This is a genomic window from Pseudomonas frigoris (assembly GCF_047758635.1).
In the GTDB taxonomy this organism is placed as follows: Bacteria; Pseudomonadota; Gammaproteobacteria; order Pseudomonadales; family Pseudomonadaceae; genus Aquipseudomonas; species Aquipseudomonas frigoris.
In genome coordinates this window covers 1612121-1638298 of sequence record NZ_CP180479.1, presented here as the reverse complement: position 1 = coordinate 1638298, position 26178 = coordinate 1612121, and the positions used below count along the sequence as shown (strand labels likewise).

The 26178-nt window shown below is 58.8% G+C and carries 25 protein-coding genes, 1 tRNA gene and 1 pseudogene; 8 read left to right on the top strand and 19 right to left on the bottom strand.

All coding sequences use genetic code 11. The features are described 5' to 3' along the window. Positions 1 to 29 precede the first annotated feature (29 nt). Positions 30 to 991 (bottom strand): annotated as a pseudogene (locus ACMXYH_RS07340) (IS110 family transposase). A 254-nt stretch (positions 992 to 1245) separates the two neighbouring features. Continuing rightward, the gene (locus ACMXYH_RS07335; protein ID WP_415766713.1) at positions 1246 to 2109 is read right to left on the bottom strand and encodes a DNA-3-methyladenine glycosylase family protein; all 864 of its coding nucleotides are present in this window, start codon (positions 2107 to 2109) and stop codon (positions 1246 to 1248) included. A 190-nt stretch (positions 2110 to 2299) separates the two neighbouring features. On the opposite strand from ACMXYH_RS07335, the gene ACMXYH_RS07330 reads away from it, so the two are divergent. From ACMXYH_RS07330 to ACMXYH_RS07295, 8 genes are all read left to right on the top strand, one after another. Continuing rightward, positions 2300 to 2659 (top strand): DUF5064 family protein, encoded by a 360-nt coding sequence (locus ACMXYH_RS07330; RefSeq protein ID WP_129437825.1) that lies wholly within the window; start codon positions 2300 to 2302, stop codon positions 2657 to 2659. Positions 2660 to 2848: 189 nt separating this feature from the next. Continuing rightward, positions 2849 to 4357: a sigma-54-dependent transcriptional regulator gene (locus ACMXYH_RS07325; RefSeq protein ID WP_415766712.1), complete on the top strand. Its 1509-nt coding sequence runs from the start codon at positions 2849 to 2851 to the stop codon at positions 4355 to 4357. A 450-nt stretch (positions 4358 to 4807) separates the two neighbouring features. Further along, positions 4808 to 5191 carry a glycine cleavage system protein GcvH gene (gcvH, locus tag ACMXYH_RS07320; RefSeq protein WP_007949423.1) on the top strand — a complete coding sequence of 128 codons (384 nt, stop codon included), beginning with the start codon at positions 4808 to 4810 and terminating at the stop codon, positions 5189 to 5191. An 11-nt stretch (positions 5192 to 5202) separates the two neighbouring features. After that, positions 5203 to 8055: an aminomethyl-transferring glycine dehydrogenase gene (gene gcvP / locus ACMXYH_RS07315; RefSeq protein WP_415766711.1), complete on the top strand. Its 2853-nt coding sequence runs from the start codon at positions 5203 to 5205 to the stop codon at positions 8053 to 8055. A 205-nt stretch (positions 8056 to 8260) separates the two neighbouring features. Next, positions 8261 to 9637: an L-serine ammonia-lyase gene (locus ACMXYH_RS07310; RefSeq protein ID WP_415766710.1), complete on the top strand. Its 1377-nt coding sequence runs from the start codon at positions 8261 to 8263 to the stop codon at positions 9635 to 9637. Between the two features lie 38 nt (positions 9638 to 9675). After that, positions 9676 to 10800 (top strand): glycine cleavage system aminomethyltransferase GcvT, encoded by a 1125-nt coding sequence (gcvT, locus tag ACMXYH_RS07305; RefSeq protein WP_415766709.1) that lies wholly within the window; start codon positions 9676 to 9678, stop codon positions 10798 to 10800. Between the two features lie 402 nt (positions 10801 to 11202). After that, complete coding sequence (locus ACMXYH_RS07300) at positions 11203 to 11415, top strand: cold-shock protein (protein WP_003227496.1); 213 nt, start codon at positions 11203 to 11205, stop codon at positions 11413 to 11415. Between the two features lie 96 nt (positions 11416 to 11511). Then, complete coding sequence (locus tag ACMXYH_RS07295; RefSeq protein ID WP_111451447.1) at positions 11512 to 12000, top strand: RDD family protein; 489 nt, start codon at positions 11512 to 11514, stop codon at positions 11998 to 12000. Between the two features lie 134 nt (positions 12001 to 12134). Here the strand turns inward: ACMXYH_RS07295 and nadA are convergent, their stop codons facing one another. From nadA to ACMXYH_RS07210, 17 genes are all read right to left on the bottom strand, one after another. Beyond that, positions 12135 to 13193, bottom strand: a complete 1059-nt coding sequence (gene nadA / locus ACMXYH_RS07290; RefSeq protein ID WP_129437833.1) for a quinolinate synthase NadA — start codon at positions 13191 to 13193, stop codon at positions 12135 to 12137. 271 nt (positions 13194 to 13464) lie between these two features. Next, a tRNA-Lys gene (locus ACMXYH_RS07285) sits at positions 13465 to 13540 on the bottom strand. A 63-nt stretch (positions 13541 to 13603) separates the two neighbouring features. Next, positions 13604 to 14296: a 7-cyano-7-deazaguanine synthase QueC gene (gene queC, locus ACMXYH_RS07280; protein ID WP_415766708.1), complete on the bottom strand. Its 693-nt coding sequence runs from the start codon at positions 14294 to 14296 to the stop codon at positions 13604 to 13606. Position 14297: 1 nt separating this feature from the next. Beyond that, positions 14298 to 14945: a 7-carboxy-7-deazaguanine synthase QueE gene (gene queE, locus ACMXYH_RS07275; protein ID WP_129437837.1), complete on the bottom strand. Its 648-nt coding sequence runs from the start codon at positions 14943 to 14945 to the stop codon at positions 14298 to 14300. Positions 14946 to 15111: 166 nt separating this feature from the next. Continuing rightward, positions 15112 to 15963, bottom strand: a complete 852-nt coding sequence (gene ybgF / locus ACMXYH_RS07270; protein WP_415766707.1) for a tol-pal system protein YbgF — start codon at positions 15961 to 15963, stop codon at positions 15112 to 15114. A gap of 6 nt (positions 15964 to 15969) precedes the next feature. Beyond that, on the bottom strand, positions 15970 to 16467 hold the full coding sequence (gene pal / locus ACMXYH_RS07265; RefSeq protein ID WP_003178634.1) for a peptidoglycan-associated lipoprotein Pal: 498 nt from the start codon (positions 16465 to 16467) through the stop codon (positions 15970 to 15972). A gap of 52 nt (positions 16468 to 16519) precedes the next feature. Beyond that, complete coding sequence (gene tolB, locus ACMXYH_RS07260; protein ID WP_074879460.1) at positions 16520 to 17821, bottom strand: Tol-Pal system beta propeller repeat protein TolB; 1302 nt, start codon at positions 17819 to 17821, stop codon at positions 16520 to 16522. After that, positions 17818 to 18897 carry a cell envelope integrity protein TolA gene (gene tolA / locus ACMXYH_RS07255; RefSeq protein WP_348127402.1) on the bottom strand — a complete coding sequence of 360 codons (1080 nt, stop codon included), beginning with the start codon at positions 18895 to 18897 and terminating at the stop codon, positions 17818 to 17820. The genes tolB and tolA overlap by 4 nt, the downstream gene beginning before the upstream one ends. After that, positions 18897 to 19349: a protein TolR gene (gene tolR, locus ACMXYH_RS07250; RefSeq protein WP_161807482.1), complete on the bottom strand. Its 453-nt coding sequence runs from the start codon at positions 19347 to 19349 to the stop codon at positions 18897 to 18899. The genes tolA and tolR overlap by 1 nt, the downstream gene beginning before the upstream one ends. A gap of 23 nt (positions 19350 to 19372) precedes the next feature. Next, positions 19373 to 20068, bottom strand: coding sequence for a protein TolQ (gene tolQ / locus ACMXYH_RS07245; RefSeq protein WP_046049659.1), 696 nt, complete (start codon positions 20066 to 20068; stop codon positions 19373 to 19375). Next, complete coding sequence (gene ybgC, locus ACMXYH_RS07240; RefSeq protein ID WP_008147372.1) at positions 20058 to 20525, bottom strand: tol-pal system-associated acyl-CoA thioesterase; 468 nt, start codon at positions 20523 to 20525, stop codon at positions 20058 to 20060. The genes tolQ and ybgC overlap by 11 nt, the downstream gene beginning before the upstream one ends. A 127-nt stretch (positions 20526 to 20652) precedes the next feature. After that, positions 20653 to 21714, bottom strand: a complete 1062-nt coding sequence (gene ruvB, locus ACMXYH_RS07235) for a Holliday junction branch migration DNA helicase RuvB (RefSeq protein WP_415766706.1) — start codon at positions 21712 to 21714, stop codon at positions 20653 to 20655. Continuing rightward, positions 21715 to 22332: a Holliday junction branch migration protein RuvA gene (gene ruvA, locus ACMXYH_RS07230; RefSeq protein WP_129437843.1), complete on the bottom strand. Its 618-nt coding sequence runs from the start codon at positions 22330 to 22332 to the stop codon at positions 21715 to 21717. 116 nt (positions 22333 to 22448) lie between these two features. Then, a complete protein-coding gene (gene ruvC / locus ACMXYH_RS07225; protein ID WP_008147379.1) occupies positions 22449 to 22973 on the bottom strand; it encodes a crossover junction endodeoxyribonuclease RuvC in 525 nt (174 codons plus the stop codon). Between the two features lie 162 nt (positions 22974 to 23135). Next, positions 23136 to 23882 (bottom strand): YebC/PmpR family DNA-binding transcriptional regulator, encoded by a 747-nt coding sequence (locus ACMXYH_RS07220; RefSeq protein WP_129437845.1) that lies wholly within the window; start codon positions 23880 to 23882, stop codon positions 23136 to 23138. Positions 23883 to 24005: 123 nt separating this feature from the next. Further along, complete coding sequence (gene aspS, locus ACMXYH_RS07215) at positions 24006 to 25781, bottom strand: aspartate--tRNA ligase (RefSeq protein WP_129437847.1); 1776 nt, start codon at positions 25779 to 25781, stop codon at positions 24006 to 24008. Positions 25782 to 25902: 121 nt separating this feature from the next. Then, complete coding sequence (locus ACMXYH_RS07210; RefSeq protein WP_010457489.1) at positions 25903 to 26124, bottom strand: FmdB family zinc ribbon protein; 222 nt, start codon at positions 26122 to 26124, stop codon at positions 25903 to 25905. Between the last annotated feature and the right edge of the window lie 54 nt (positions 26125 to 26178).

Sequence of the window (26178 nt, the reverse complement as noted above, 5' to 3'; positions counted from 1 at the left end):
CGGACGACCGCGATCAAATGTGGGAGATTCTATGTTGCAGGGCAACCCCGCAACTTCAGGCCGGCTGGTATTTGCTCTGATTTTTCATCAGGGCAAATGCCACCCGGCAGAGTTTCCGGGCAAGGGCCACCAATGCCTGGGTTTTCGAGAAGCCTCTTGCCAAATATGACTCGTAAAACGGTTTCCATTTAGCTGAGCGACAGGCTGCCATTGCGGCGTTGTAAGCCAACCGGCGTACTTCCGGATCCCCTTTTTTGGTCAAGTGCCGGGGGCCGTTCTTCTTCCCGGAGTCATCGACCGTAAGGTCCATCCCTAGAAACGCGATGAACGCATCACTATTGGCAAAATCACCGCGCATAAAGGTCGTCGCCAACCCGGTTGCAGTCAGTTCGCCAACCCCTTCGATGGCTTTGCAGCGGTCGATATTCTCTTCAATACCCGCCTCTTTGCAGACCTTGCGCAGCAGTTTCTGAATGGCCTGATCCGCTTGCTTGAAGGCCTTTTGCTGGGCGGTCTGCACTTTCTTCAACAAGGGTTCATTGGCCCAGCTCAGCATCAGACCGGCATGGTTCTGGATTAGCGTTGCACGCCTGTGGAGCAGGCTTTTCAGCGAGGTGTAGGCCTTGGGTGGCGGGCTCCAGATCCGCAGTCCGTCTTGTTCGTTCGTCAAATAACGCGCCAGCAGACGGGCATCGCAGGGATCGTTCTTGGCTCGCTGGCCGATGCCGCGGCGATAGTTGCTCACCCGATAAGCATCCACGACATAGACCTGGTGACCCATCGCATGGGCCAACTCGACAGTGTCCAGGTGGTAGATGTTGGTGGCTTCAACGGCGATAGCGCTTTGGGCGGGCAATGTTTTAAGCCAGCGTTTAAGGGCTGTTCGATCGTTCTTGATGGCGTCAGTGGTTTGCAGGTCGGAGCGATAGATAACTATTTCAGCCTTGGCGATATCGATGCCAACAACCGTCTGCGAAGTAAGGATTGTCATGACGAATCCTCGGAGCTAGGGTTTAAGAGCTTGTCGGGGTCTACCGTTGCGCTGGCTTGCCTCTATCGTCGGTTTTACCGATGAATTCCTTATCGGCGCTTTGGGTAGAAAGGGCGGGACGAGAAGTCTCCCACGGTCTGTACTGGTCAGAGTCAGAATCGAGCTTTTAGTCCCGCCCACCCCTTCAAGTCTAAACATACAAGCGAGCTTGCTCGCGATGGGGCCCGAAAAGTCAGCAAAAATCTCGGACTAGCTCAGTCAGTCCGACTCAGTGAAGTCCACAAAAGCTGCGCCGCATAGCCTCGATAGGGTCGCCACGCTTCGGCTCGTTGCAACAATTGCCGAGCCGTCACCGCCTCACCTTCTAGCGCCGCCAACGCATTGATCAACCCCACATCCCCGCTCGGAAACGCATCCGGATCGCGCAACTGCCGCAAGGCGATGTATTGCGCCGTCCAGTCACCAATCCCGTGCAACGCCAGTAGCCGCGCAACGCCGCCCTCCCGATCCGGCTCAAACAGTAAAGGATCATCGAGCAATGCCTGAGCCACACCCGACAGCGTTCGACCACGGCTTTTCGGCATCCCCAACGCTGCCAGATCCACTGACGCCAAAGCGGCAGCCTGAGGAAACACATGGGTCACGCCGGGCAACGACGAAGCCAACGGATCGCCATACTGCGCCACCAGTTTCCCCGCCAGTTTAATCGCCGCGCCCACGCTAATCTGCTGCCCCAACACCGCACGAATCGCCAACTCCAGGCCATCCCACGCCCCCGGCACCCGCAACCCCGGACGCTCGACAATCAACCGCGCCATCAATGGATCAACCGCCAGTTGCCGATGAATCGTTGCCAGGTCCACATCCAGATCAAACATCCGCCGCAGCCGCGCGATGATCTCTGGCACCGCCGTTGAATCAGGAAAATCCAGCGTCACTTCAAGTGCATCCGTCGCTGCGGGCTTGATCGAAAACGTGCCATGAACACCGTTCAACCCGATGCTGCGCGAGTAAACGCCGTCAACCACGACCTCGATCCCGACAATCGCCCGCGCCGACAAAAAAACCAGCATCGCCGACCAGTCATAGGGCGGTGGGTACCTCAGCAGCACCTTCATAACGCCTCCAATTGCCGATGAGCCCACGCAGACCAGGATGAACCAAGTTCGCCCGACAGACTGGAAAAGTCGCGGTGATCGGTCCACTCTCGGACACGGCGACACCCGGATAAGCTATCAATAAAAGAAACTCCGAGGGCAGGCCTGAGGTCTGCCCTGATTCAATGCCTTTTTGAAGGAGAAACGCTAAATGGCAACGTTCGAGCCCGGTCACCTGCACATCGAGCGCCACGCGCTGAACAAGGACGATTACAGTTACAACCTGCACATCGAATATGCAGTCAGCCAGGATCCCAAGGAAGGCGAAGGGATGCTGTTCAAGATGCATGGCACGGTTGGGGACAAGGAGCTGAAGGAAGAATTCTTCCTGCCCAAGGATCAGGCGTTCGACTTCGCCCGGCATGCCACGCGCATAGCGCAGAAGTACGGGATGCCTAAAGAGGCCAGTATCGGCTCGATACACAAGGAGTACGACGCCATGTTTGAAGATGTGCGGGAGCAGCTCCACGTCAAATCCGGCGATCCGGTCAAACCCGAACATCTGGAATAACGCTTGGAAGATCAACAGATCGCAGCCTTCGGCAGCTCCTACGCCGAACGCATTCCCCTGTAGGAGCTGCCGAAGGTTCGGGCCGCGTTCGGACGATCTTTTCAAGCCATCCCCATTGCCGATTTCACCTCCCCCCTCCTCCAAGGCATACTTGCCACCCTCCGCACTCCAGAACCCAAAAAACGCCCCATGCGTATCCACGTCAGCTTCATCGACCGCGTCGGCATTACCCAGGAAGTCCTGGCCTTGCTCGGTGGGCGCAATCTCAATCTGGATGCGGTGGAAATGGTCCCGCCCAACGTCTACATCGACGCCCCGACCTTGAGCCCGGAAGTCCTCGAAGAGCTGCGCGATGCGTTGTTCAGCGTGCGCGGCGTGCAAGCGGTGACGGTGGTCGACATTCTTCCCGGTCAGCGTCGGCACCTACAGCTTGATGCGTTGCTCGCGGCCATGACCGACCCGGTCCTGGCGCTGGACAGTGCCGGCAAGGTGCTGCTGGCCAACCCGGCACTGATTGCCTTGTACGGTCGCGAGCCTGACGGCGAAAGCATCGCTGACCTGTTCGCCGACCCGGCTCTGCTCGAAGCCCTGCTGGAAAACGGCTTCCGCCTGCCGCTGAGGGAAGTCACCGTCAACAGCCAGACGTTGCTGCTGGACGCCACACCGATTACCGACGCCGGCGCCCTGCTGACCCTGTATCAACCAAACCGCATCGGTGAACGCCTGTCGGCGCTGCACCACGACCATGCCGAAGGTTTCGATGCACTACTCGGTGAGTCCCCGGCGATTCGGACCCTCAAGGCCCGCGCCCAACGCGTTGCGGCCCTTGATGCGCCGTTGCTGATCCAGGGCGAAACCGGCACCGGCAAAGAACTGGTGGCGCGTGCCTGCCACGCCATCAGCGCTCGGCACAGTTCGCCATTTTTGGCCTTGAACTGCGCGGCATTGCCGGAGAACCTCGCCGAAAGCGAACTGTTCGGCTACGCCCCCGGCGCCTTCACCGGCGCGCAACGAGGCGGCAAACCCGGGCTGATGGAACTGGCCAACCAGGGCACGGTGTTTCTCGATGAGATTGGCGAGATGTCGCCGTATTTGCAGGCCAAGTTGCTGCGCTTCTTGAACGACGGCAGCTTCCGCCGGGTGGGCGGGGATCGTGAGGTGAAGGTCAATGTGCGGATCCTCAGCGCCACGCACCGTGACCTGGAAAAAATGGTCAGCGAGGGTTCGTTCCGTGAAGACCTCTTCTATCGCCTCAACGTCCTGAACGTCGAAGTTCCGCCCCTGCGCGAACGCGGCCAGGACATCCTGCTGCTGGCCCGCTACTTCATGCAGCAGGCCTGCGCGCAGATCCAGCGCCCGGTCTGTCGCCTGGCGCCAGGCACCTATCCGGCACTGCTGGGCAATCGCTGGCCGGGCAACGTGCGGCAATTGCAGAACGTGATCTTCCGCGCCGCCGCCATATGCGAAAGCAGCCTGGTCGACATTGGCGACCTCGATATCGCCGGCACCTCCGTGGCGCGTCAGAGTGACAGCGACGTCGATAGCCTCGAACAGGCGATGGAAGAGTTCGAAAAAACCCTGCTGGAAAAACTCTACGTCAGCTACCCCTCGACCCGCCAACTGGCCAGCCGTTTGCAAACTTCCCACACCGCGATCGCCCATCGGTTGCGCAAGTACGGCATTCCCAATAAGCCCTGAAGCCTCACTTGGCTTAGCATTGGAACGCGCGCCCCTGTAGGAGCTGCCGAAGGCTGCGATCTTTTGACTTTGAATTTGCAGCGCCTGCGACAAGATCGCAGCCTTCGGCAGCTCCTACGGGTCGGATTCCAATTCAAGGGCTTCTAACCTGCTCAAAAACGACCTCCATCTGTACTGAAAGCGCTACAGCGGAACGATATCGCTACACCCTCTCCTGATCACCGTTGTGCAAGGCTTTGATCCACTTAGTCTTTTTTCTCCACCCTGTGCTGTAGCGATTTCGCTACAGCCAGCAAATTCATACACCTTGAACAAACATATAACTCATTGATTTATATCGATTAAATAACATTGGCCGCGATTTTGCTTAGTAACCGCTTATAAAGCAGGGCTTTTGCCCAAGCATTCAATCGCGTCCACCAGACGAGTCTGGCCCCCTTAGGAGTTTCCATGAGCGAGTTGCGTTTTACTGAAGATCACGAATGGCTGCGCACCGAAGCTGACGGCACTGTCACCGTCGGCATCACCGCTTTCGCACAGAACGCCCTGGGCGACGTGGTTTTCGTACAACTGCCTGAGCTGCAGTCCTACGACAAAGGCGCTGAAGCCGCCACCGTGGAATCGGTAAAAGCCGCCAGCGGCGTGTACATGCCGTTGGACGGTGAAGTGCTGGAAGTGAACCCGGCACTCGACAGCAGCCCTGAACTGGTCAACGAAGATCCGCTGGGTGAAGGCTGGTTCTTCCGCTTCCAGCCAACCGATGCATCGGCTGTCGCCAAACTGCTGGATCAAGACGCCTACGACCGTCTGATCAAAGCCAACGCCGAAGCCTGAGGAGCGCTGACATGACTCAAGTAAGCCTGACCACCGCCAACGAATTCATCGCCCGCCACATCGGCCCGCGTGCCGGCGACGAGCAAGCCATGCTCAATAGCCTCGGCTTCGACTCGCTGGAAGCCCTGAGCGCCAGCGTCATCCCCGACAGCATCAAGGGCACCAGCGTCCTCGGCCTCGAAGACGGCCTGAGCGAAGCCGACGCCCTGGCCTTGATCAAGTCCATCGCCGGCAAAAACCAGCTGTTCAAGACCTACATCGGCCAGGGCTACTACGGCACCCACACGCCGTCGCCGATCCTGCGCAACCTGCTGGAAAACCCGGCCTGGTACACCGCCTACACCCCGTACCAACCGGAAATCTCCCAGGGCCGTCTCGAAGCGCTGCTGAACTTCCAGACCCTGATCAGCGACCTCACCGGCCTGCCGATCGCCAACGCCTCGCTGCTGGATGAAGCCACCGCCGCCGCCGAAGCGATGACCTTCTGCAAACGCCTGAGCAAGAACAAGGGCAGCCATGCGTTCTTCGCTTCCGTGCATTGCCACCCGCAAACCCTCGACGTGCTGCGCACCCGGGCCGAGCCGTTGGGCATCGACGTGGTGGTCGGCGACGAGCGTGAACTGAGCGACGTCAGCACCTTCTTTGGCGCCCTGCTGCAATACCCGGCGAGCAACGGTGACGTCTTCGACTACCGCGAACTGACCGAACGCTTCCACGCCGCCAATGCGCTGGTGGCGGTCGCCGCCGACCTGCTGGCCCTGACCGTGCTGACCCCGCCAGGCGAATTCGGTGCCGACGTGGCCATCGGCAGCGCGCAACGCTTCGGCGTGCCGCTGGGCTTCGGTGGCCCGCACGCGGCGTATTTCTCCACCAAGGATGCATTCAAGCGCGACATGCCCGGCCGTCTGGTCGGCGTCTCCGTCGACCGTTTCGGCAAGCCGGCCCTGCGCCTGGCCATGCAGACCCGCGAGCAACACATCCGCCGCGAGAAAGCCACCAGCAACATCTGCACCGCGCAGGTCTTATTGGCCAACATCGCCAGCATGTACGCCGTGTACCACGGCCCGAAAGGCCTGACGCAGATCGCCAACCGCGTGCATCACCTGACCGCGATTCTGGCCCAAGGCTTGAGCGCATTGGGCCTGAAAGTCGAGCAAGCCAGCTTCTTCGACACCCTGACCCTGAACACCGGTGCTAACACCGCCAAGCTGCACGATCAGGCGCGTGCCCAGCAGATCAACCTGCGCGTAATCGATGCCGAACGTCTGGGCCTGTCCCTCGACGAAACCACTTCGCAAGCTGACGTGGAAACCCTGTGGGCCCTGCTGGCCGACGGCAAAACCCTGCCGGACTTCGCTGCTCTCGCCGCTTCGGTGACTAGCACGATCCCGGCCGCCCTGCTGCGTCAATCGCCGATCCTCAGCCACCCGGTGTTCAACCGTTACCACTCGGAAACCGAGCTGATGCGCTACCTGCGCAAGCTCGCCGACAAGGACCTGGCGCTGGATCGCACCATGATCCCGCTGGGCTCGTGCACCATGAAACTCAACGCCGCCAGCGAAATGATCCCGGTGACCTGGGCCGAGTTCGGCGCCCTGCACCCGTTCGCCCCGGCCGAGCAAAGCGCCGGCTACCAGCAACTGACCGACGAGCTGGAAGCAATGCTCTGCGCCGCCACCGGTTACGACGCGATCTCGCTGCAACCGAACGCCGGTTCCCAGGGTGAATACGCCGGCCTGCTGGCGATTCGCGCCTACCACCAGAGCCGTGGCGAAGACCGCCGCGACATCTGCCTGATCCCCTCGTCCGCCCACGGCACCAACCCGGCGACCGCCAATATGGCCGGCATGCGCGTGGTCGTGACGGCGTGCGATGCCCGCGGCAACGTCGACATCGAAGACCTGCGCGCCAAGGCCATCGAGCACCGCGAACACCTCGCCGCGCTGATGATCACCTACCCGTCGACCCACGGCGTGTTCGAAGAAGGCATCCGCGAAATCTGCGGCATCATTCACGACCATGGCGGCCAGGTGTACATCGACGGCGCCAACATGAACGCCATGGTCGGCCTCTGCGCGCCGGGCAAGTTCGGCGGCGACGTGTCGCACCTGAACCTGCACAAAACCTTCTGCATCCCGCATGGCGGTGGCGGCCCCGGCGTCGGCCCGATTGGCGTCAAGTCGCACCTGACCCCGTTCCTGCCGGGTCACGGGACCATGGAACGTAAAGAAGGCGCAGTCTGCGCAGCACCGTTCGGCAGCGCAAGCATTTTGCCGATCACCTGGATGTACATTCGGATGATGGGTGGCGCGGGTCTCAAGCGCGCTTCGCAACTGGCGATCCTCAATGCCAACTACATTTCCCGTCGCCTCGAAGAGCACTACCCGGTGCTCTACACCGGCAGCAACGGCCTGGTGGCGCACGAATGCATCCTCGATTTGCGTCCGCTGAAAGACAGCAGCGGCATCAGCGTCGATGACGTCGCCAAGCGCCTGATCGACTTCGGCTTCCACGCCCCGACCATGTCGTTCCCGGTCGCCGGCACGCTGATGATCGAGCCGACCGAAAGCGAATCCAAGGAAGAACTGGACCGCTTCTGCGACGCCATGATCCGCATCCGCGAAGAAATCCGCGCGGTGGAAAACGGCACCCTGGACAAGGACGACAACCCGCTGAAAAACGCCCCGCACACCGCGGCGGAAATCGTCGGCGAGTGGACGCATCCGTACAGCCGTGAGCAAGCGGTGTATCCAGTAGCGTCGCTGATCGAAGGCAAGTACTGGCCACCGGTCGGTCGCGTCGACAACGTGTTTGGCGATCGCAACCTGATCTGCGCCTGCCCTTCGATCGAAAGCTACGCTTAAAACTGATGGGGGCGGGTTCGCCTGCCCCCACTTTCAAGAACACTACATATCCCCTTGTGGGAGCGGGCTTGCTCGCGAATGCGGTGGGTCAGGCAACATTGATGGTGACTGATCCACCGCATTCGCGAGCAAGCCCGCTCCCACAGGGGACCGTGCAAAGCACCAGATTGCGCCCATACCTATAACAAGAAACCGGAGAACAACCATGTCTTTAAGCGTGTTCGACCTGTTCAAGATTGGCATCGGCCCCTCCAGCTCCCACACCGTCGGCCCGATGCGTGCTGCGGCACGTTTCGCCGAAGGTTTGCGCCGTGAAGGGCTGCTGGCCGCAACCACCTGCGTCAAAGTCGAGCTCTACGGATCACTCGGCGCCACCGGTAAAGGCCACGGCAGCGACAAGGCCGTGTTGCTGGGCCTGGAAGGCGAACACCCGGACACCGTGAACACCGAAACCGTCGCCGCCCGTCTGCAAGAGATTCGTGGCAATGGTCGCTTGAACCTGCTCGGCGAACACAGCATTGCGTTCAATGAGAAAGTACATTTGGCGATGATCCGCAAACCGTTGGCCTATCACCCCAACGGCATGATCTTTCGCGCCTTCGATGCGGCGGGCATACAAATCCGCAGCCGCGAGTACTACTCGGTCGGCGGTGGTTTTGTGGTCGATGAAGACGCCGCCGGCGCCGACCGCATTGTCGAAGACGCCACACCACTGACCTTCCCGTTCAAAAGCGCGAAGGACCTGCTCGGTCACTGCGCCACCTATGGTCTGTCGATCAGCCAGGTGATGCTGACCAACGAAAGCGCCTGGCGCCCGGAAGCGGAAACCCGCGCCGGCCTGCTGAAAATCTGGCAAGTGATGCAGGACTGCGTCGCCGCCGGTTGTCGTAACGAAGGCATCCTGCCGGGTGGTTTGAAGGTCAAACGTCGGGCGGCCGCGCTGCATCGGCAACTGTGCAAGAACCCGGAGTCTTCACTGCGCGATCCGCTGTCGGTGCTGGACTGGGTCAACCTCTACGCACTGGCGGTCAACGAAGAAAACGCCAACGGCGGGCGCGTGGTGACGGCTCCCACTAACGGTGCGGCAGGGATCGTCCCCGCTGTTTTGCATTACTACATGCGCTTCATCCCCGGGGCCAACGAAGACGGCGTCGTGCGTTTTCTGCTGACCGCGGCCGCGATCGGCATTCTCTATAAAGAAAACGCCTCGATCTCCGGCGCCGAAGTTGGCTGTCAGGGTGAGGTTGGCGTGGCGTGCTCCATGGCCGCCGGCGCCCTGTGCGAAGTGCTTGGCGGCACCGTACAGCAAGTGGAAAACGCCGCCGAAATTGGCATGGAACACAACCTCGGCCTCACCTGCGACCCGATTGGCGGGCTGGTGCAAGTGCCTTGCATCGAGCGCAACGCCATGGGGTCGGTCAAGGCAATCAATGCGGTGCGCATGGCCCTGCGCGGCGACGGTCAACACTTCGTCTCACTCGACAAGGTCATCCGCACCATGCGCCAGACCGGCGCCGACATGAAAAGCAAATACAAGGAAACCGCCCGTGGCGGTTTGGCGGTCAACATTATCGAGTGCTGATGCTTACGCGCATTTGCACACTTTTTCAGGAGCTGAATATGTCCACCGAACAACTGTCGAAAACCCCGCTGCACGCACTGCACATCGAACTCGGCGCCCGCATGGTGCCGTTTGCCGGCTATGACATGCCGGTGCAATACCCGCTCGGTGTGATGAAAGAACACCAGCACACCCGTGATCAGGCCGGGCTGTTCGATGTCTCGCACATGGGCCAGATCCGCCTGACCGGCGCCGATGCCGCCAAGGCGCTGGAAAGCCTGGTGCCGGTGGACATCATCGACCTGCCGGTGGGCATGCAGCGTTACGCGATGTTCACCAACGAGACCGGCGGCATCCTCGACGACTTGATGGTCGCCAACCTGGGTAACGACGAACTGTTCCTGGTGGTCAACGCCGCCTGCAAGGACCAGGACCTGGCGCATCTGCGCAAACACATCGGCGACCAGTGCACGATCGAGCCGCTGTTTGAAGAACGCGCGCTGCTGGCTCTGCAAGGTCCGGCCGCCGTCACCGTACTCGCACGCCTGGCACCTGAAGCGGCGAAGATGACCTTCATGCAGTTTGCCCGCGTGAAACTGCTGGGTGTGGACTGCTTTGTCAGCCGCTCGGGCTACACCGGTGAAGACGGTTATGAAATCTCCGTGCCGGCCGCTAACGCCGAAGCCCTGGCTCGCGCCCTGCTGGCCGAACCTGAAGTGGCGGCCATCGGCCTTGGCGCTCGCGACTCCCTGCGCCTGGAAGCCGGCCTGTGCCTCTACGGCCACGACATGAACACCGAGACCACCCCGATCGAAGCAAGCCTGCTGTGGGCCATCTCCAAGCCTCGTCGCGCTGATGGCGCACGTGCTGGCGGCTTCCCCGGCGCAGAAACTGTGTTCGGACAGCAACAAGCCGGTGTCAGCCGCAAGCGCGTGGGCCTTCTGCCTCAAGAACGCACGCCAGTGCGCGAAGGTGCAGAGATCGTCAATGAAGCAGGCGACATCATTGGTGCGGTTTGCAGTGGTGGCTTCGGTCCGACCTTGGGCGGCCCTTTGGCGATGGGTTACGTCGACAGTGCTTATATCGCTCTCGATACGCCGGTATGGGCGATTGTTCGTGGGAAAAAGGTGCCTTTGCTTGTAAGCAAAATGCCATTTGTTCCACAACGCTACTACCGTGGCTGATTGACTGTTTCTATAAGTAACGCGGTTGCGTTAACAGCGCACTAATGTGTAACGCAACCGCCATAAAACAGTGCATAACTTTACCAACAAGCTTCGTTTATGAACTTTGCTTATAACGATCGAAAACAATTGAACACGGCGACTGCATAAGCCAACACTAGTTGCGGCGTAAACGCCCCGGCGCGAGCAAATCCGGGCCCTCCACAGGGCTTGTTTTTTCTCACGTAGTTGGCGTAGAGTTTGTTCACTGTGTTTGCATGGGTCGATTGGAATCTTGACCTGGGCAGTAGCCTACAAGTTAGCTACATCCCGTTCGACGTCTTCTTACTCTCCTGCAACCAGCCCCAGTACTCTTTCACAAGAAGGAGGCTGTCATTAATTTTTGCGTCAAAGGAATAAGAAATGTCCACACGTCAGAGCGGTACCGTCAAGTGGTTTAACGACGAGAAAGGTTTTGGTTTTATCACTCCAGAAAGCGGTCCGGATCTGTTCGTGCATTTCCGCGCTATTCAGGGCAACGGCTTCAAGAGCCTGAAAGAAGGCCAGAAAGTGACTTTCGTTGCTGTGCAAGGCCAGAAAGGCATGCAGGCTGACGAAGTACAAGCAGAAGCCTGATCTTCTGTTACGAAAAAGCCCCTGATGCTGACATCAGGGGCTTTTTTGTGCGCGTAAATCCGTAAAATGGCTTCTTTTTTCCGTCCAGAGGCTGCCATGTCGAAACATCTTCTAAAACCCCAGGGCGACTTTCCTGCCGTCACCCTGGGTCGTCGCCTGGCAGCGATGTTCTACGACTTCTTGTTGTGTACCGCCCTGCTGATCGTCACCAGCGGGATTTACAAGATGATCCAGATGGCGATCATCGGCGAAGACAAAATGCGCACCCTTACCGAGGCCGGCGCGCTGGACGGCGATCCATTGCTGTCAACGGTGCTGCTGTTTGTGCTGTTCGGTTTCTTCGCCAAATTCTGGACCTGGTCCGGTCAGACCCTGGGGATGCAGGTCTGGTGCATACGCGTGCAAAACGCCGACGGTTCATCGATCAGTCTGTGGCAGGCGTTGCTGCGCTTTGTGGTGTCGATCGCGTCCTTGCTGTGCGTCGGGCTGGGTTTCTTCTGGTCGCTGTTCGACAAACAGAAACGCAGCTGGCATGACATCTACTCCAATACCCAGCTCGTGCGGATTCCAAAGAAAACCAAGTAATCCAGCCATACGAAAACCACTGTGGGAGCGAGCTTGCTCGCGATGGCGGCGTTTCAGTCAACATGTATGTGACTGACAGACCGCTATCGCGAGCAAGCTCGCTCCCACAGTTTTTTGCAACTAGCTGACAGATCTCAAGCGTTGCCGGCTAATTTCATCCGCGCTGCCTGTGTGAAGTCGAGCATGCGCTTGAGCGGCCGAATCGCTTGTGGAATCAGCGCGGGATCGACAAAGATCTCGTTAGTCCCTTCCTTCAAGCTCTTGAGCGTGCGCTCAAGGGTATTCATCGCCATCCACGGGCAATGTGCGCAGCTGCGGCACGCTGCGCCGTTACCGGCCGTTGGCGCTTCGATGAAGACCTTGTCCGGGCACAGCTGCTGCATCTTGTAGAAGATGCCGCGATCAGTAGCGACGATCAGGGTCTTGTTTGGCAGGCTCTGGGCTGCCGCAATCAACTGACTGGTGGAGCCGACGGCATCCGCCAACTCGATCACCGCCGTCGGCGACTCCGGATGCACCAGAATAGCTGCATCCGGGTACAGCGCCTTCATGTCTTCGAGCTGTTTGGACTTGAACTCTTCGTGAACGATGCAGGCACCGTCCCACAGCAGCATGTCCGCGCCGGTCTGGCGCTGGATGTAGGTGCCCAGGTGTTTGTCCGGGCCCCAAATGATGGTTTCGCCGTTATCCATCAGGCTTTCGACGATCTCCAGCGCGCAGCTTGAAGTCACCACCCAATCTGCCCTGGCTTTGACCGCCGCCGACGTGTTGGCATACACCACCACGGTACGTTCCGGGTGCTGATCGCAGAACGCCGAGAACTCGTCCACCGGGCAACCCAGGTCCAGCGAGCAGGTCGCTTCCAGGGTTGGCATCAGGATGCGTTTTTCAGGGTTGAGGATTTTGGCGGTCTCGCCCATGAACTTCACACCGGCGACCACCACGGTCTTGGCCGGGTGAGCATTGCCGAAGCGGGCCATCTCCAGCGAGTCGGAGACACAGCCTCCGGTTTCTTCGGCCAGGGCCTGAATGACCGGATCGCAATAGAAGTGAGCAACCAGCACCGCGTCCTGAGCCTTGAGCTCGGCAGCGATGGCGGCACGGTAATAGGCCTCCTCCTCGGCGGTCAGCGGCTTGGGCTGCTTGGCGTCGAGGTGGGCTTGAACCAGAAGGCGTTCGGAAATCTGCGTCATGTTCGCAAGACCTGCAGGCGCTTTCGCGCGAAAGTCGAGTATACACCCGGCTCCGGACCCTTCAGGGTACCGCCGGGAGAGTGAGTATCATCAGGCACGGACAACATTGAAGCTGCGCAAGGCTACAGAATATCCCGTGGATGCAAAAGATGATTCTGACCTGCGTCACGCGGTGCAGCCCCGCAATGGGCGGGCTCAAATCGCGGGCAAAAAAAAATCCGGAAATCCTCACTTGCGTGGGCCTTCCAGACTTTTAAAACTGCTACAAAAATGGTGGGTCGTGTGGGATTCGAACCTACGACCAATTGGTTAAAAGCCAACTGCTCTACCAACTGAGCTAACGACCCGCTGTGTGGTGGCGCGTATAATACTGATTTTTAAGGACTATTCAACACCTAATTTGAAATAAATCAAAAATAAGGTGTCGGGTCGCTGATTCCGGCTGCCGCAAAGCCTTCTGCACGCAGGCGGCAGCTGTCGCATTTGCCGCAAGCGCGACCGTTATCATCGGCCTGATAGCAGGAAACAGTCAGCCCATAATCGACACCCAGCTTTACGCCTGCCTGGACAATTTGCGCCTTGCTCAGGTTCTGCAATGGCGCCTGAATGCGAAAACCATTCCCCTCTACACCGGCCTTCGTCGCCAGATTGGCCATGCGCTCGAAAGACTCGATAAATTCGGGACGGCAGTCTGGGTATCCGGAGTAATCCACGGCGTTCACACCAATAAAGATGTCACGCGCGCCCAGCACTTCAGCCCAGCCCAGAGCCAGGGACAGGAACACCGTGTTGCGCGCCGGCACGTAAGTCACCGGAATACCTTCACCCGGCACTTCCGGCACGTCGATGCTGCTGTCGGTCAGTGCCGAACCGCCGATACCGTTCAGGTTCAGACCGATGACCTTGTGTTCGATAACACCCAAGTCTCGGGCGACACGTTCGGCAGCGTGCAATTCGGCGTGAGACCGCTGACCGTAGTCGAAGCTCACGGTGTAGCAGCTGTAACCTTCAGCACGAGCCATCGCCACGACGGTCGCCGAGTCCAGGCCGCCGGACAGCAAGATGACTGCACGTTTTTCGGTAGTGTTCAGTTGTTCAGTCATTTCAGCGCCCCGGCTCATCATTCCAAAGATATTTATGCAACTGCAACTGCAGGCGCACTGGCAGGTTGTCCGCCACCACCCAGTCAGCCAGGTCCCGTGCATTGAGATCATGGTGACTTGGCGAGAAAAGGACTTCACCGGCGCGCTGATCCAGACCGTACTGGATCAGCTTGGACACGGCCCAGTCATAGTCTTCCCGCGAGCAGATGACGAACTTCACCTGATCGTTGCGCGTGAGCAGTTCGATGTTCTCGTAGCGGTTGCGATGGGCTTCTTTCGAACCCGGGGTTTTCAGGTCGACGACGCGACTGACCCGTGGATCGACCGCCGAGATATCCAGGGCACCGCTGGTTTCCAGCGAGACCTCGTAACCGGCGTCACACAACTGCTTGAGCAATGGGATGGCGTTGGGTTGTGCCAGCGGCTCGCCGCCGGTGACACAGACGTAACGCGGACGAAAACCGGCCACTTGCTCGAGGATGTCGTCGAGCGTGCGAATGGTTCCGCCAGTGAACGCGTAGGCGCTGTCGCAGTATTGGCAACGCAATGGGCAACCGGTCAGGCGCACAAAAACAGTGGGCAGCCCGGCAGTCCGCGTTTCACCCTGCAACGAGTAGAAAACTTCGGTGATTCTCAATGTGTCTTGCATAGTCGCCACGGGCATAACAGCTAAACAGGCTGTCCGCCTCCGTCAGGCACTTCAAGGAACCCCGCCACCGCGCAGATCCCAAAAAGCGTGTTTCATAAAAAGGGCGTGAATTCTAACGAAAAAACCCGCGACAAGCGCGGGTTTCTTCGAAACAGGTCAAACAGCCTTACATTTTCTGCAGATCACGCTGAGCCAGCTGAGCAGCGGAGGTGCCCGGATATTGGGACACTACCTGTTGCAGAATGCCTTTGACCTTGTCGGGATGACCAAGGCGGCGCTCTACATCAGCCAGCTTGTACAGCGAATCAGGCACTTTTGGATGCTTGGGGTACAGCTGTGAAACCTTGGCAAAAGCCTGACCTGCACCTTGCAGATCGCCTTTGGCCAGATTCACTTCGCCCAACCAGTACTGGGCATTACCCGCGTACTGACTGTTCGGGTACTTGCGCAGGAATGCGGCAAACGCCTGGCTGGCCTTGTCGAAATCCTTGGCTTTGATCAGGTCGAAGGCTGCATCGTAATACAGTTTTTCCTTCGCCGGATCAGCCGGCTCGCTACCCGCGGCAGGCGCTTGTGTGGAAGTGGCAGCGGCTGCCGCTCCTGCGGCTGCGCCCGCTGCTGCACCGGGGGCATTCAAACTGCCACCGGTGGAAGAATTATCAGGAGTCGCGGCTGGTGCAACGCCGGTTCCTATGCGCCGATCAAGATCCTGATATCGCTCCAGGTTCTCTTGCTTCATGCGCGCTACATCATTTTGCAGAACTTCGATGATGCCTTGTTGGCGCGAGATCTGCTCCTGCATTGATTGCAGTTGGTTGAACAGCTCGCCCTGTGCCGAGACAGGGGCCGAAACCCCTCCCCCGGCATAGGCGCCGTTCGTACCGTAACCTGCAGGCGGATTACTAGTCCCGCTATTGGTATAGCCGGAGTCGTTATCGACCACAGGAACCGCAGCCCACACCGCAAGCGGTGCGAGGCTGAGAGCCAAAACAGTTACAGCACGACGGCACGTTCGCATGACGAATTACTTACGCAGTTCGACGCGACGGTTTTGAGCCCAGGACTGCTCGTCGTTGCCGGTAGCAACTGGACGCTCTTCGCCGTAGGAAACCAGTTCCAGCTGAGCTGGGGAAACACCTTGCAGTACCAGGTAACGCTGAACGGCTTTCGCACGACGCTCGCCCAGTGCCATGTTGTACTCACGAGTACCACGTTCGTCGGTGTTGCCTTCCAGAACAACGCGAGCGCCGTTTGCTTTCAGGTCTTTGGCGTGAACGTCCAGAGCGCGCATGGCTTCTGGCTTCAGGTCCGAGCTGTCGTATTCGAAGTAGAAAGTGGTGATTGCGCGCAGAGCAGCTTCTTCGCTCAGGGAGCCGTCAACTGCACCAGTGTTTGCGCCGTAACCAGCGTTTGGATCTACAGCGCCTTCACCGGCATTGTCGCCGCCTTTGGACGAGCAACCTACAGCTACAGCCATGGCCAGAGCCAGCGCAGCAAATTTACCAAACTTCAGCATTTCCATCGTGAAACTCCTAATGAACCCCAGTGTGTTAAGTACAACGTGTAGCGCCGCGTCAGTTCAGGTAAGGGGACCAGGAAGGTTCTCTGACTTCGCCTTGTGCGGTAGGAAGCGGGAGCCTTACGCGTCCATTAATGGACACGAGCATCAAGACTCCCCGGCCCTGCTGGCGGGTGGCGTAGATTACCATGGTGCCGTTGGGCGCAACAGTAGGCGACTCGTCCAGAGTGCTATCAGTGAGGATTTTTACGCTTCCGCGCTGCAAATCCTGGGCCGCCACCTTGAAATTAGTGAAACCTTCCTGACGATGGATCATCACCAGAGTCTTTTCGTCAGCCGAAAGCTTAGGGTTGGCGTTGTAGTTACCGATAAAGGTCACACGTTCCGCACCACCACCGCCTGCGCTGGTTTTGTAGATCTGCGGCTTGCCGCCACGGTCCGAGGTGAAGTAGATGGTCGAACCATCTTTACCCCAGAACGGTTCGGTATTGATGCCAGGACCGTTAGTGACGCGAGTGATCTGACGCGAACCCAGGTTCATCACGTAGATGTCCGGGTTGCCATCTTTCGACAGTACGAATGCCAGACGATTACCATCCGGCGACCATGCTGGCGCGCCATTCAGGCCTTCGAAGTTGGTGATCTGCTCACGGCGACCGGTGTCGATGTTCTGCATGAAGATACGCGGACGCTTCTGCTCGAACGACACATAAGCGATGCGCTTGCCGTCCGGTGCGAAACGCGGCGACAGGATCGGCTCGCGCGATTGCAGCAGGGTCACAGCACGGGCACCGTCATAGTCCGAACGTTGCAGCGTGTAGCGAGTGTTCTTCTCGGAGAAACGCTCGGCTGTCACGTACAGCAGACGAGTCGAGAACGCACCTTTGATACCGGTGAGTTTTTCGAACGACTGGTCCGCAATGTAGTGCGACATGTCACGCAGTTGATCGACGCTGCCCGACACGCTGCCGGTCAGCACTTGCTGCTCGGTGGCGACGTTGAACAGTGCGTATTGGACCTGCAGGCGACCGCCCGCAGGAGCAATGCTGCCGACCATGACGTACTGGGCACCCAGCGCCTTGAAGTCACGGAAGATGATTTCGCTGGCCTGGCTTGGCTGGCTGATCATGTTCTGTTTAGGAATCGGCGAGTAGTAACCCGAGTTGCGCAGGTCGTTACCGATGATTTCGGCCATGTCGTCCGGCAGAACGCTGCCGCCCTGGTTGCCAAACGGAACGACTGCGATCGGGGTGGCCCGATCACTGCCGCTGGTGACCAGAATGTTTTTTTCATCAGCTGCCGCTATCCCTGCCAGGCAGCAGATAACGACAAGCATTCCTCGAAGAAGGTTTCTCACAAGGCTAGATCCTCAGGTGTGAATGTCATCTTGAATGAACGATACGGAGCGAAATCGCTCGGCTTCATTCCCTGCATTTCTGTCAAACGTCCAATATTCTTCACCGCTGCTACAGCCGAAGCGTCAAACGGACCATCGCCACTGGACTTGGCCACGCTGACCGAAGTCAACGTACCGTCCGGCAACATGCCGATCTGCAACACGACTGTCATGCCTTTGCGGGCCGAAGGTGGACGAGCCCAGCCTTCCGCTGCACGAGCACGGATCAGATCATCGAAACTACCGGCGACTTCGTCACCCTGCTCATCCGCCAAGGCCTGCTGACGCTGCGGCGTGTCGGAAAGCAAATCTGCCAGGGCCTGAGCCTTTTTGTCTTCGGCGGATTTACGTGCCGCTTCCTGCGATTTTTTCTTCGCAGCATCGGCAGCAGCTTTCTTCTTCGCGTCTTCCGCGACTTTCTTCTTCGCGTCCTCAGCTTCAGATTTCTTCTTGGCGTCTTCCGCGGCTTTCTTCTTCGCGTCTTCGACGATCTTTTTCTTCGCTTCTTCAGCGGCCGCTTTCTTGGCCTCTTCTTCAGCTGCTTTCTTGGCTTCTTCTTCAGACTTCTTCTTGGCTATATCAGCCAATTGTTTCTCTTCGGCCTTTTTAGCTTCGGCGGTCTTCTTCGCTTCATCGGCTTTCTTGGCTTCATCAGCCTTTTTAGCCTCTTCCGCTTTCTTCGTCTCGTCGGCCTTTTTGGATTCTTCGGCTTTTTGAGCCGCATCTTCCTTCTTTTGTTCCGCGGCTTTGATCGCTTCCTGCTCGATCTTTTTCTGTTCCATCTGTTCGACTTCGGTCTGGCGCGCGGCGGATTTCTTCGCCTCACCCGCAATCTTCTGATTGGTCTGGGTGGTCGCCTGACTTTTCGATTTCAGTTGGTACAGGGTCGCCTGGACAATCGGCTTGGCCGGCGGCAGTTCGGGCGTGAAGGCGAAACTGACGAACAGCATGCCGAAAACCAGCACGTGCAAGACAAGCGCCCAGACACTAGGCCAGAAGTAGCTTTCCGAGGCGGACGGCTCTCGCATTTGCTGCATCAGGGTGCCTCGGTAATCAAGCCAACATTACCGACCCCGGCTTTCTGCAACCCGCCCATGGCGCCCATAACGGAACCGTAATCGACGGTCTTGTCGCCGCGGATGAACACCTGAGTACGCTTGCCACCTTCAGTACCGGCGCGAATGATCTTGGTCACGGCGTCAGTCATCTGCGGCAAGGTCATGGCCTTGTCCTGCTGCTTTTCGGTGTCGACTTCGCTGCCAAGGTTCCAGTAGTAGGTCTTGTCAGCCTTGATCGAAATGGTCAGGACCTGAGTGTTGTTGTCCTGCGGCAAGGCTTCGCTGGAAACCTTGGGCAGATCAACTTTCACGCCCTGATTGAGCATCGGAGCGGTCACCATGAAAATGACCAGCAGTACCAGCATCACGTCGATGTAAGGCACCACGTTCATCTCGGCAACCGGCTTGCGCTTTTTGCGAGCTCGAGCGATTAAAGCCATTGGAAATTACCTGCTTATTCTTCGCTGGTGTGCACTTTGCGGTGCAGGATCGCCTGGAATTCGTCGGCGAAGGTGTAGTAACGGCTCAGCAGGGTTTCGCTGCGAGCAGCAAAACGGTTGTAAGCGATAACGGCCGGGATGGCGGCGAACAAGCCGATCGCGGTTGCAATCAATGCCTCGGCGATACCTGGAGCCACAGTGGCCAGGGTCGCTTGCTGGGCAGTTGCCAGACCACGGAAGGAGTTCATGATCCCCCAGACGGTACCGAACAGACCGATGTACGGGCTGACGGAACCTACGGTCGCGAGGAACGGCAGGCTCTGCTCGAGCTTTTCTTCTTCGCGGGAAATGGCGACGCGCATGGCACGGGCCACGCCTTCCATGACCGCTTCCGGGTCAACACCTGGCTGCTGACGCAGACGGGAAAACTCCTTGAAACCGGCACGGAAGATCTGCTCTACGCCCGAATCCGGATCAGGGTTGCTGCCGGCCTGACGGTAGAGTTTGGACAGGTCGATACCCGACCAGAAGCGCTCTTCAAAGCTCTCCAGGGCACGTCGACCGGCGCGCAGCAGGTTGCTGCGCTGAAAGATCATGATCCATGAGGTCACCGATGCGGCTACCAGGATCAGCATTACCAGTTGCACCACGATACTGGCATTGCTGACCAGGCTCCACATGGAGGAATGGTCGACGACGTTAGCTTCCACGCTTTATCTCCTGCTTTGAGTGTGTACCCGCGCCGCTCACGTCGGCAAAGGCCGCACGTAGAGCTTCGGGAATGGCCCGGGGTTTCAAACTGTTAGTGCGCACACAGGCCACCAAAAACTGCCCTTCGCAGAGCAGCGCATTATCCGTGGCTCGCCTGACCTGCTGTTTGAAGCGCAGGCTGACACGGTTCAATTCGATTACTTCAGCGCTTACCAGCAGCTCGTCATCCAGTCGCGCCGGCGCGTGGTATCGCGCTTCGCTGGAATGCACGACGAACAACAGGTCCTCACCTGCAAGCTGGGATTGGGCAAAGCCCAGCTCCCGGAGCCGCTCGGTTCGAGCCCGTTCCATAAACTTGAGGTAATTAACGTAATACACGATGCCGCCCGCATCGGTGTCCTCGTAATAAACGCGACAACGAAGTGCGAAAGGCTCAAGCCCGTTTTGCGCGCGCATACTCTAGTGCTTACTCCTCAGGTTGCCAATCCGGCCAGGCAACTGTTTTTCATTGATTCACGGCTTTCTGGCGAAAGTACGGTCCTGGGACCGCACAAACCCCGAATAAATCAGCGCGCAAAGGTTATTAATCGTCCACGGCATCGAGGAACTCGTCTACCACGGGCATCTCGCCCAATCGTGACGGGATGTTTAAACCGAAGTGCAGGTACGCATGCCGGGTCACCACTCGCCCCCGCGGCGTACGCATGATATAGCCCTGCTGGATCAGGTACGGCTCCAGCACGTCTTCAATGGTGTGGCGCTCTTCACTGATGGCTGCAGCGAGACTATCGACCCCGACCGGCCCACCGTCGAACTTCTCGATCATGGTCAACAACAGACGTCGATCCTGGTGATCGAAACCACGCTCGTCGACATCCAGCAGGTTCAAGGCCAGGTCGGCGATCGGTTTGGTAATGTGGCCCTTGGCGCGAACTTCGGCGAAATCCCGAACCCGGCGCAGCAAGCGGTTGGCGATCCGTGGCGTACCACGGGCACGGCGGGCGATTTCGAAAGCGCCTTCCGGGTCCAGGGGCAAGCCGAGGATATTCGCCGAACGACTGACAATCGTTGCCAGATCGGCGATGTTGTAGAACTCCAGGCGCTGGACGATACCGAAACGGTCGCGCAGCGGATTCGTCAGCATCCCCGCCCGCGTCGTCGCACCGACCAGGGTGAACGGCGGCAGATCCAGCTTGATCGAACGCGCGGCCGGCCCTTCGCCGATCATGATGTCGAGCTGGAAATCTTCCATGGCCGGGTACAACACCTCTTCGACGATCGGTGAAAGCCGATGGATTTCGTCGATAAACAGCACGTCGTGCGGCTCAAGATTGGTCAGCAGCGCAGCCAGATCACCCGGGCGCTCAAGCACCGGGCCCGAAGTGCTCTTGATCGACACGCCCATTTCCTGGGCGATGATGTTGGCCAGGGTGGTTTTACCCAGACCCGGCGGGCCGAAAATCAGCGTGTGGTCCAGGGATTCATTGCGCCCACGGGCAGCCTGGATGAACAACTCCATCTGCTCGCGAACGGTCGGCTGGCCAATGTACTCGGCCAGGCTGACAGGACGAATCGCTCGGTCCTGGACTTCCTCGCGGTCACGAGGGCCGGGCGTGGCGGTAATCAGACGATCAGCTTCAATCACTTAGATCATTCCCTTCAGGGCACGACGAATCATGTCTTCACTGCTCAAACCTTTCTCCTTGATCGCAGAAATCGCCTTGCTGGCTTCCTGCGGCTTGTAGCCCAAGGAGATCAGCGCGCTGACCGCGTCATTTTCGGCGGTAGCGACCGGAGCTGGCGCATCTGGCGCACCCGGCTGGTTTGGCACCAACGCGAACATCGCCGGCACCGTTTCCCAGGCCTTGAAGCGGTCCTTGAGTTCCACCAGCAAACGCTCGGCGGTCTTTTTGCCCACGCCCGGCACCTTGGTCAGCGCCGAGGTGTCCTGGGATTGTACGCAGCGGACCAGCTCATCGACTTCCAGGCTCGACATCAGGGCCAGGGCCAATTTCGGCCCTACACCATTGAGACGGATCAACTCGCGAAAAAAGTCTCGCTCGCGCTTGCCGAAGAAGCCATAGAGTAACTGCGCGTCTTCGCGTACGACCAAATGGGTGTGCAAGGTCAGCGGTTCACCGACCGACGGCAAGCGATAAAGCGTGGTCATGGGCACTTCCAGCTCATACCCCAGACCGTTTACATCCAGAATCAGGTGCGGCGGCTGTTTCTCAGCCAGTGTTCCGCGCAAGCGTCCAATCACGTTTCAGATCCTTGAGCGTTGGCCAGCTCAGCAGCTGGCGACTGACAGAGCAAGGGTTTTGCGCCGACGACACAGGCGCAAAACCCTCGCTCCATAAAAAATGATTGCTGATGCTATCAGAGACGCAGGCGTCCGCCACGACTGCGTGCCGTGCCCAGGCCATGGGGCAACAGGCTGGAACGGGTGTGAGCATGGCAAATGGCGATGGCCAAGGCGTCCGAGGCATCGATTTGCGGTTTGCTGGTCAGTTTCAGCATGTGCATGACCATCATTTGCACCTGCTCTTTATTCGCCGCGCCGGTCCCGGTCACCGCCTGCTTGACCTGGGTCGCGGTGTATTCAGCGATTTCCAGGCTTTCTTCCGCCCCGGCAACGATGGCTGCGCCGCGGGCCTGGCCAAGTTTCAATGCAGAGTCAGCGTTGCGCGCCATGAAGACCTTTTCGATGCCCATGGTCACCGGGCCGTAGGTCTGAATGACTTCGCGCACGCCGCGATAGACGATTTGCAGGCGTTCATGCAGCTCGCCGGAACCTGTGCGAATGCAGCCCGACGCCACGTAAACGCAACCACGCCCGGTATCACGCACTACGCCATAACCGGTAATGCGCGAACCGGGGTCGATACCAAGAATTAAAGTCATAACGCCTGCAAAGCTAGTGCGAGTATTCGAGGGTAACTGTAGGAGCTGCCGAAGGCTGCGATCTTTTCAAATAAACGCTGAAAATCAAAAGATCGCAGGCTTCGCCAGCTCCTACCTGTACAGCGTAGGGCTTTGTGAAGGCTGCGATCTTTAATAAATGCATCAACCGAGTTGCGCGGCTACCGACTCAGGAATGTCCGCGTTGGAATAAACGTTCTGCACGTCATCCAGGTCTTCAAGCATGTCGATCAGCTTGAGAACCTTCTCGGCGCCTTCCAGGTCCAGTTCGGCACTGGTGGTCGGCAGCATCACGATTTCCGCATCATCACCTTTGAAACCGGCCGCTTCCAGCGCGTTACGCACGGAGTAGAAACCGGCGAACGAGGTAAATACGTCGATGGAGCCGTCTTCGTGGGTCACCACGTCATCGGCATCGGCCTCCATCGCCGCTTCCATCAGCGCATCTTCATCGACGCCTGGGGCGAAGGAAATCTGCCCCTTGCGCTCGAACAGATAGGCCACCGAACCGTCCGTACCGAGGTTGCCGCCGCATTTGCTGAACGCATGGCGAACAGCAGCGGCGGTGCGGTTGCGGTTGTCGGTCATGCACTCGACCATCACCGCCACGCCGCCCGGGCCGTAGCCTTCGTAGGTCAGTTCGACCATGTCGTCGGTGTCGGCAGCACCGGCGCCGCGGGCGACCGCGCGATCGATGATGTCGCGGCTCATATTCGCGCCGAGGGCCTTGTCCAGCGCCAGACGCAAACGCGGGTTGGAACCCGGATCACTACCGCCCTGACGGGCAGCAACGGTCAGTTCACGAATCCACTTGGTGAAAATCTTGCCCTTCTTGGCATCCTGACGTTCTTTGCGGTGCTTGATGTTCGCCCACTTGGAATGACCCGCCATATCTCGCTCCGAATTCTCTTTGAAACATTGCCCGCCGCACCATGACGCGCCAGCCAGCAAATAAAAATCTCGACCATTCTATAAAGAAAGGGCGCATCCGAAGATGCGCCCTTCTGGTCAGCCTTACTCAGCTTTCGGCGTTTCGCGCAGACGAATGTGCAGTTCGCGCAGTGCCTTGGCATCTACCACACCCGGTGCCTGAGTCATGACGCAAGCGGCACTCTGGGTTTTCGGGAAGGCGATCACTTCACGGATCGACTGGGCGCCGGTCATCAGCATCACCAGACGGTCCAGACCGAAGGCCAGGCCACCGTGCGGCGGTGCGCCGTATTTCAGGGCGTCAAGCAGGAAGCCGAATTTCTCTTCCTGTTCCGCTTCACTGATACCCAGCAGACGGAACACCGACTGTTGCATTTCCTTGCGGTGGATACGGATCGAACCGCCACCCAGCTCGGTGCCGTTCAGTACCATGTCGTAGGCACGGGACAGCGCGGTCGCCGGGTTGGCTTCCAGTTCTTCCGGGGTGCACTTCGGCGCGGTGAACGGGTGGTGCAAGGCAGTGAAGCTACCGTCGTCGTTCTCTTCGAACATCGGGAAGTCGACAACCCACATCGGTGCCCACTCGCACGTCAGCAGGTTCAGATCGTTACCGACCTTGATCCGCAGCGCGCCCAGGGCTTCGCTGACGATCTTGGCTTTGTCGGCACCGAAGAACACGATGTCGCCGTCAACCGCGCCAACGCGATCAAGGATCACATTGAGGTTGGCTTCAGGGATGTTCTTGACGATCGGCGATTGCAGACCTTCAACGCCTTTGGCGCGCTCGTTGACCTTGATGTACGCCAGGCCCTTGGCACCGTAGATGCCGACGAACTTGGTGTAGTCGTCGATCTGCTTGCGCGGCATGCTCGCCGCGCCTGGAACGCGCAAGGCGGCAACGCGGCATTTCGGGTCGTTGGCCGGGCCGCTGAACACCTTGAAGTCGACTTCTTTCAGTTGATCGGCAACGTCAACCAGTTCCAGCGGGTTACGCAGGTCCGGCTTGTCGGAACCGTAACGACGCATGGCCTCTTCGAAGGTCATGTGCGGGAACTCACCGAATTCCAGATCCAGCACTTCCTTGAACAGGTTGCGGATCATGCCTTCGGTGATGCCGATGATGTCTTTTTCATCGAGGAAGCTGGTTTCGATGTCGATCTGAGTGAATTCAGGCTGACGGTCGGCACGCAGGTCTTCGTCGCGGAAGCACTTGGCGATCTGGTAGTAGCGATCGAAGCCGGCAACCATCAGCAGTTGCTTGAACAGCTGCGGCGATTGCGGCAAGGCGAAGAACGAACCGGCGTGAGTACGGCTCGGCACCAGGTAATCGCGAGCACCTTCCGGGGTGGCGCGAGTCAGGATCGGCGTCTCGACGTCGAGGAAGCCGTTCTCGTCCAGGTAACGACGGATGCTGGTGGTCATGCGCGAACGCAGGCGCAGCTTCTCGAGCATTTCCGGACGACGCAGGTCGATGAAGCGATAACGCAGGCGGGTTTCTTCGCCGACGTCGGAGAACTCGTTGAGCGGGAACGGCGGGGTTTCCGCTTCGTTCAGTACTTCCAGCTCGTAGCCCAGCACTTCGATCATGCCCGACGCCATGTTGGCGTTGCCGGCACCGGCCGGACGCAGGCGAACCTTGCCGGTGACCTTGACCACGTACTCGCTGCGCACGCGATCCGCGGCGGCGAAGGTTTCAGCGCGGTCCGGATCGAATACCACCTGGGCCAGACCGTCACGATCACGGATATCGAGGAAAATCACCCCACCATGGTCACGGCGACGGTGAACCCATCCGCAAAGGGTAATTTCCTGGCCTTCCAGGCTTTCGTTCAGTTGGCCGCAATAATGGCTGCGCATCATGGTAGTGGTTCGCTTCTCGTAATTCGAAATTCGGTTGGAGACCTTGCTCATATCCTGCCCTTGTAAAAGGCGCCAGATGAGGCAAGAGCTCGCACGTGTCGTTCAACTCAGGTTCAAGACCCTAGTCAGCTTTGTCGCCGCCGGCCAGGTTCTTCTTGGAACCGGTCTTGAAATCGGTTTCGTACCAGCCGGTACCGCTAAGGCGGAAGCCCGGCATGGACAGCATCTTCTTAAGCTCTGGCGCCTGGCAGGCAGGGCAGTCGACCAGCGGTGCTGCGCTGATCTTTTGAATGGCTTCCAACTGATGACCACAGGAAGCACATTGATAGTCGTACATCGGCATGGGGGTTGTCTCGGCGATCAGATTGCTACCGCACACGCTGGGTTTTGCGGCAAA

What these genes read in the sequence shown, in the direction of transcription:
- ACMXYH_RS07325 (WP_415766712.1), top strand. Translation starts at nt 2,849, where the DNA reads ATGCGTATCCACGTCAGCTTCATCGACCGCGTCGGCATTACCCAGGAA.
- gcvT (WP_415766709.1), top strand. Translation starts at nt 9,676, where the DNA reads ATGTCCACCGAACAACTGTCGAAAACCCCGCTGCACGCACTGCACATC.
- queE (WP_129437837.1), bottom strand. Translation starts at nt 14,945, where the DNA reads ATGCAAGACACATTGAGAATCACCGAAGTTTTCTACTCGTTGCAGGGT.
- ruvC (WP_008147379.1), bottom strand. Translation starts at nt 22,973, where the DNA reads ATGACTTTAATTCTTGGTATCGACCCCGGTTCGCGCATTACCGGTTAT.
- pal (WP_003178634.1), bottom strand. Translation starts at nt 16,467, where the DNA reads ATGGAAATGCTGAAGTTTGGTAAATTTGCTGCGCTGGCTCTGGCCATG.
- ACMXYH_RS07310 (WP_415766710.1), top strand. Translation starts at nt 8,261, where the DNA reads ATGTCTTTAAGCGTGTTCGACCTGTTCAAGATTGGCATCGGCCCCTCC.
- ACMXYH_RS07335 (WP_415766713.1), bottom strand. Translation starts at nt 2,109, where the DNA reads ATGAAGGTGCTGCTGAGGTACCCACCGCCCTATGACTGGTCGGCGATG.
- ACMXYH_RS07220 (WP_129437845.1), bottom strand. Translation starts at nt 23,882, where the DNA reads ATGGCGGGTCATTCCAAGTGGGCGAACATCAAGCACCGCAAAGAACGT.
- aspS (WP_129437847.1), bottom strand. Translation starts at nt 25,781, where the DNA reads ATGATGCGCAGCCATTATTGCGGCCAACTGAACGAAAGCCTGGAAGGC.
- gcvH (WP_007949423.1), top strand. Translation starts at nt 4,808, where the DNA reads ATGAGCGAGTTGCGTTTTACTGAAGATCACGAATGGCTGCGCACCGAA.
- ACMXYH_RS07295 (WP_111451447.1), top strand. Translation starts at nt 11,512, where the DNA reads ATGTCGAAACATCTTCTAAAACCCCAGGGCGACTTTCCTGCCGTCACC.
- ybgC (WP_008147372.1), bottom strand. Translation starts at nt 20,525, where the DNA reads ATGCGCGCGCAAAACGGGCTTGAGCCTTTCGCACTTCGTTGTCGCGTT.
- gcvP (WP_415766711.1), top strand. Translation starts at nt 5,203, where the DNA reads ATGACTCAAGTAAGCCTGACCACCGCCAACGAATTCATCGCCCGCCAC.
- queC (WP_415766708.1), bottom strand. Translation starts at nt 14,296, where the DNA reads ATGACTGAACAACTGAACACTACCGAAAAACGTGCAGTCATCTTGCTG.
- ybgF (WP_415766707.1), bottom strand. Translation starts at nt 15,963, where the DNA reads ATGCGAACGTGCCGTCGTGCTGTAACTGTTTTGGCTCTCAGCCTCGCA.
- ACMXYH_RS07330 (WP_129437825.1), top strand. Translation starts at nt 2,300, where the DNA reads ATGGCAACGTTCGAGCCCGGTCACCTGCACATCGAGCGCCACGCGCTG.
- ACMXYH_RS07300 (WP_003227496.1), top strand. Translation starts at nt 11,203, where the DNA reads ATGTCCACACGTCAGAGCGGTACCGTCAAGTGGTTTAACGACGAGAAA.
- tolA (WP_348127402.1), bottom strand. Translation starts at nt 18,897, where the DNA reads ATGCAGCAAATGCGAGAGCCGTCCGCCTCGGAAAGCTACTTCTGGCCT.
- nadA (WP_129437833.1), bottom strand. Translation starts at nt 13,193, where the DNA reads ATGACGCAGATTTCCGAACGCCTTCTGGTTCAAGCCCACCTCGACGCC.
- ACMXYH_RS07210 (WP_010457489.1), bottom strand. Translation starts at nt 26,124, where the DNA reads ATGCCGATGTACGACTATCAATGTGCTTCCTGTGGTCATCAGTTGGAA.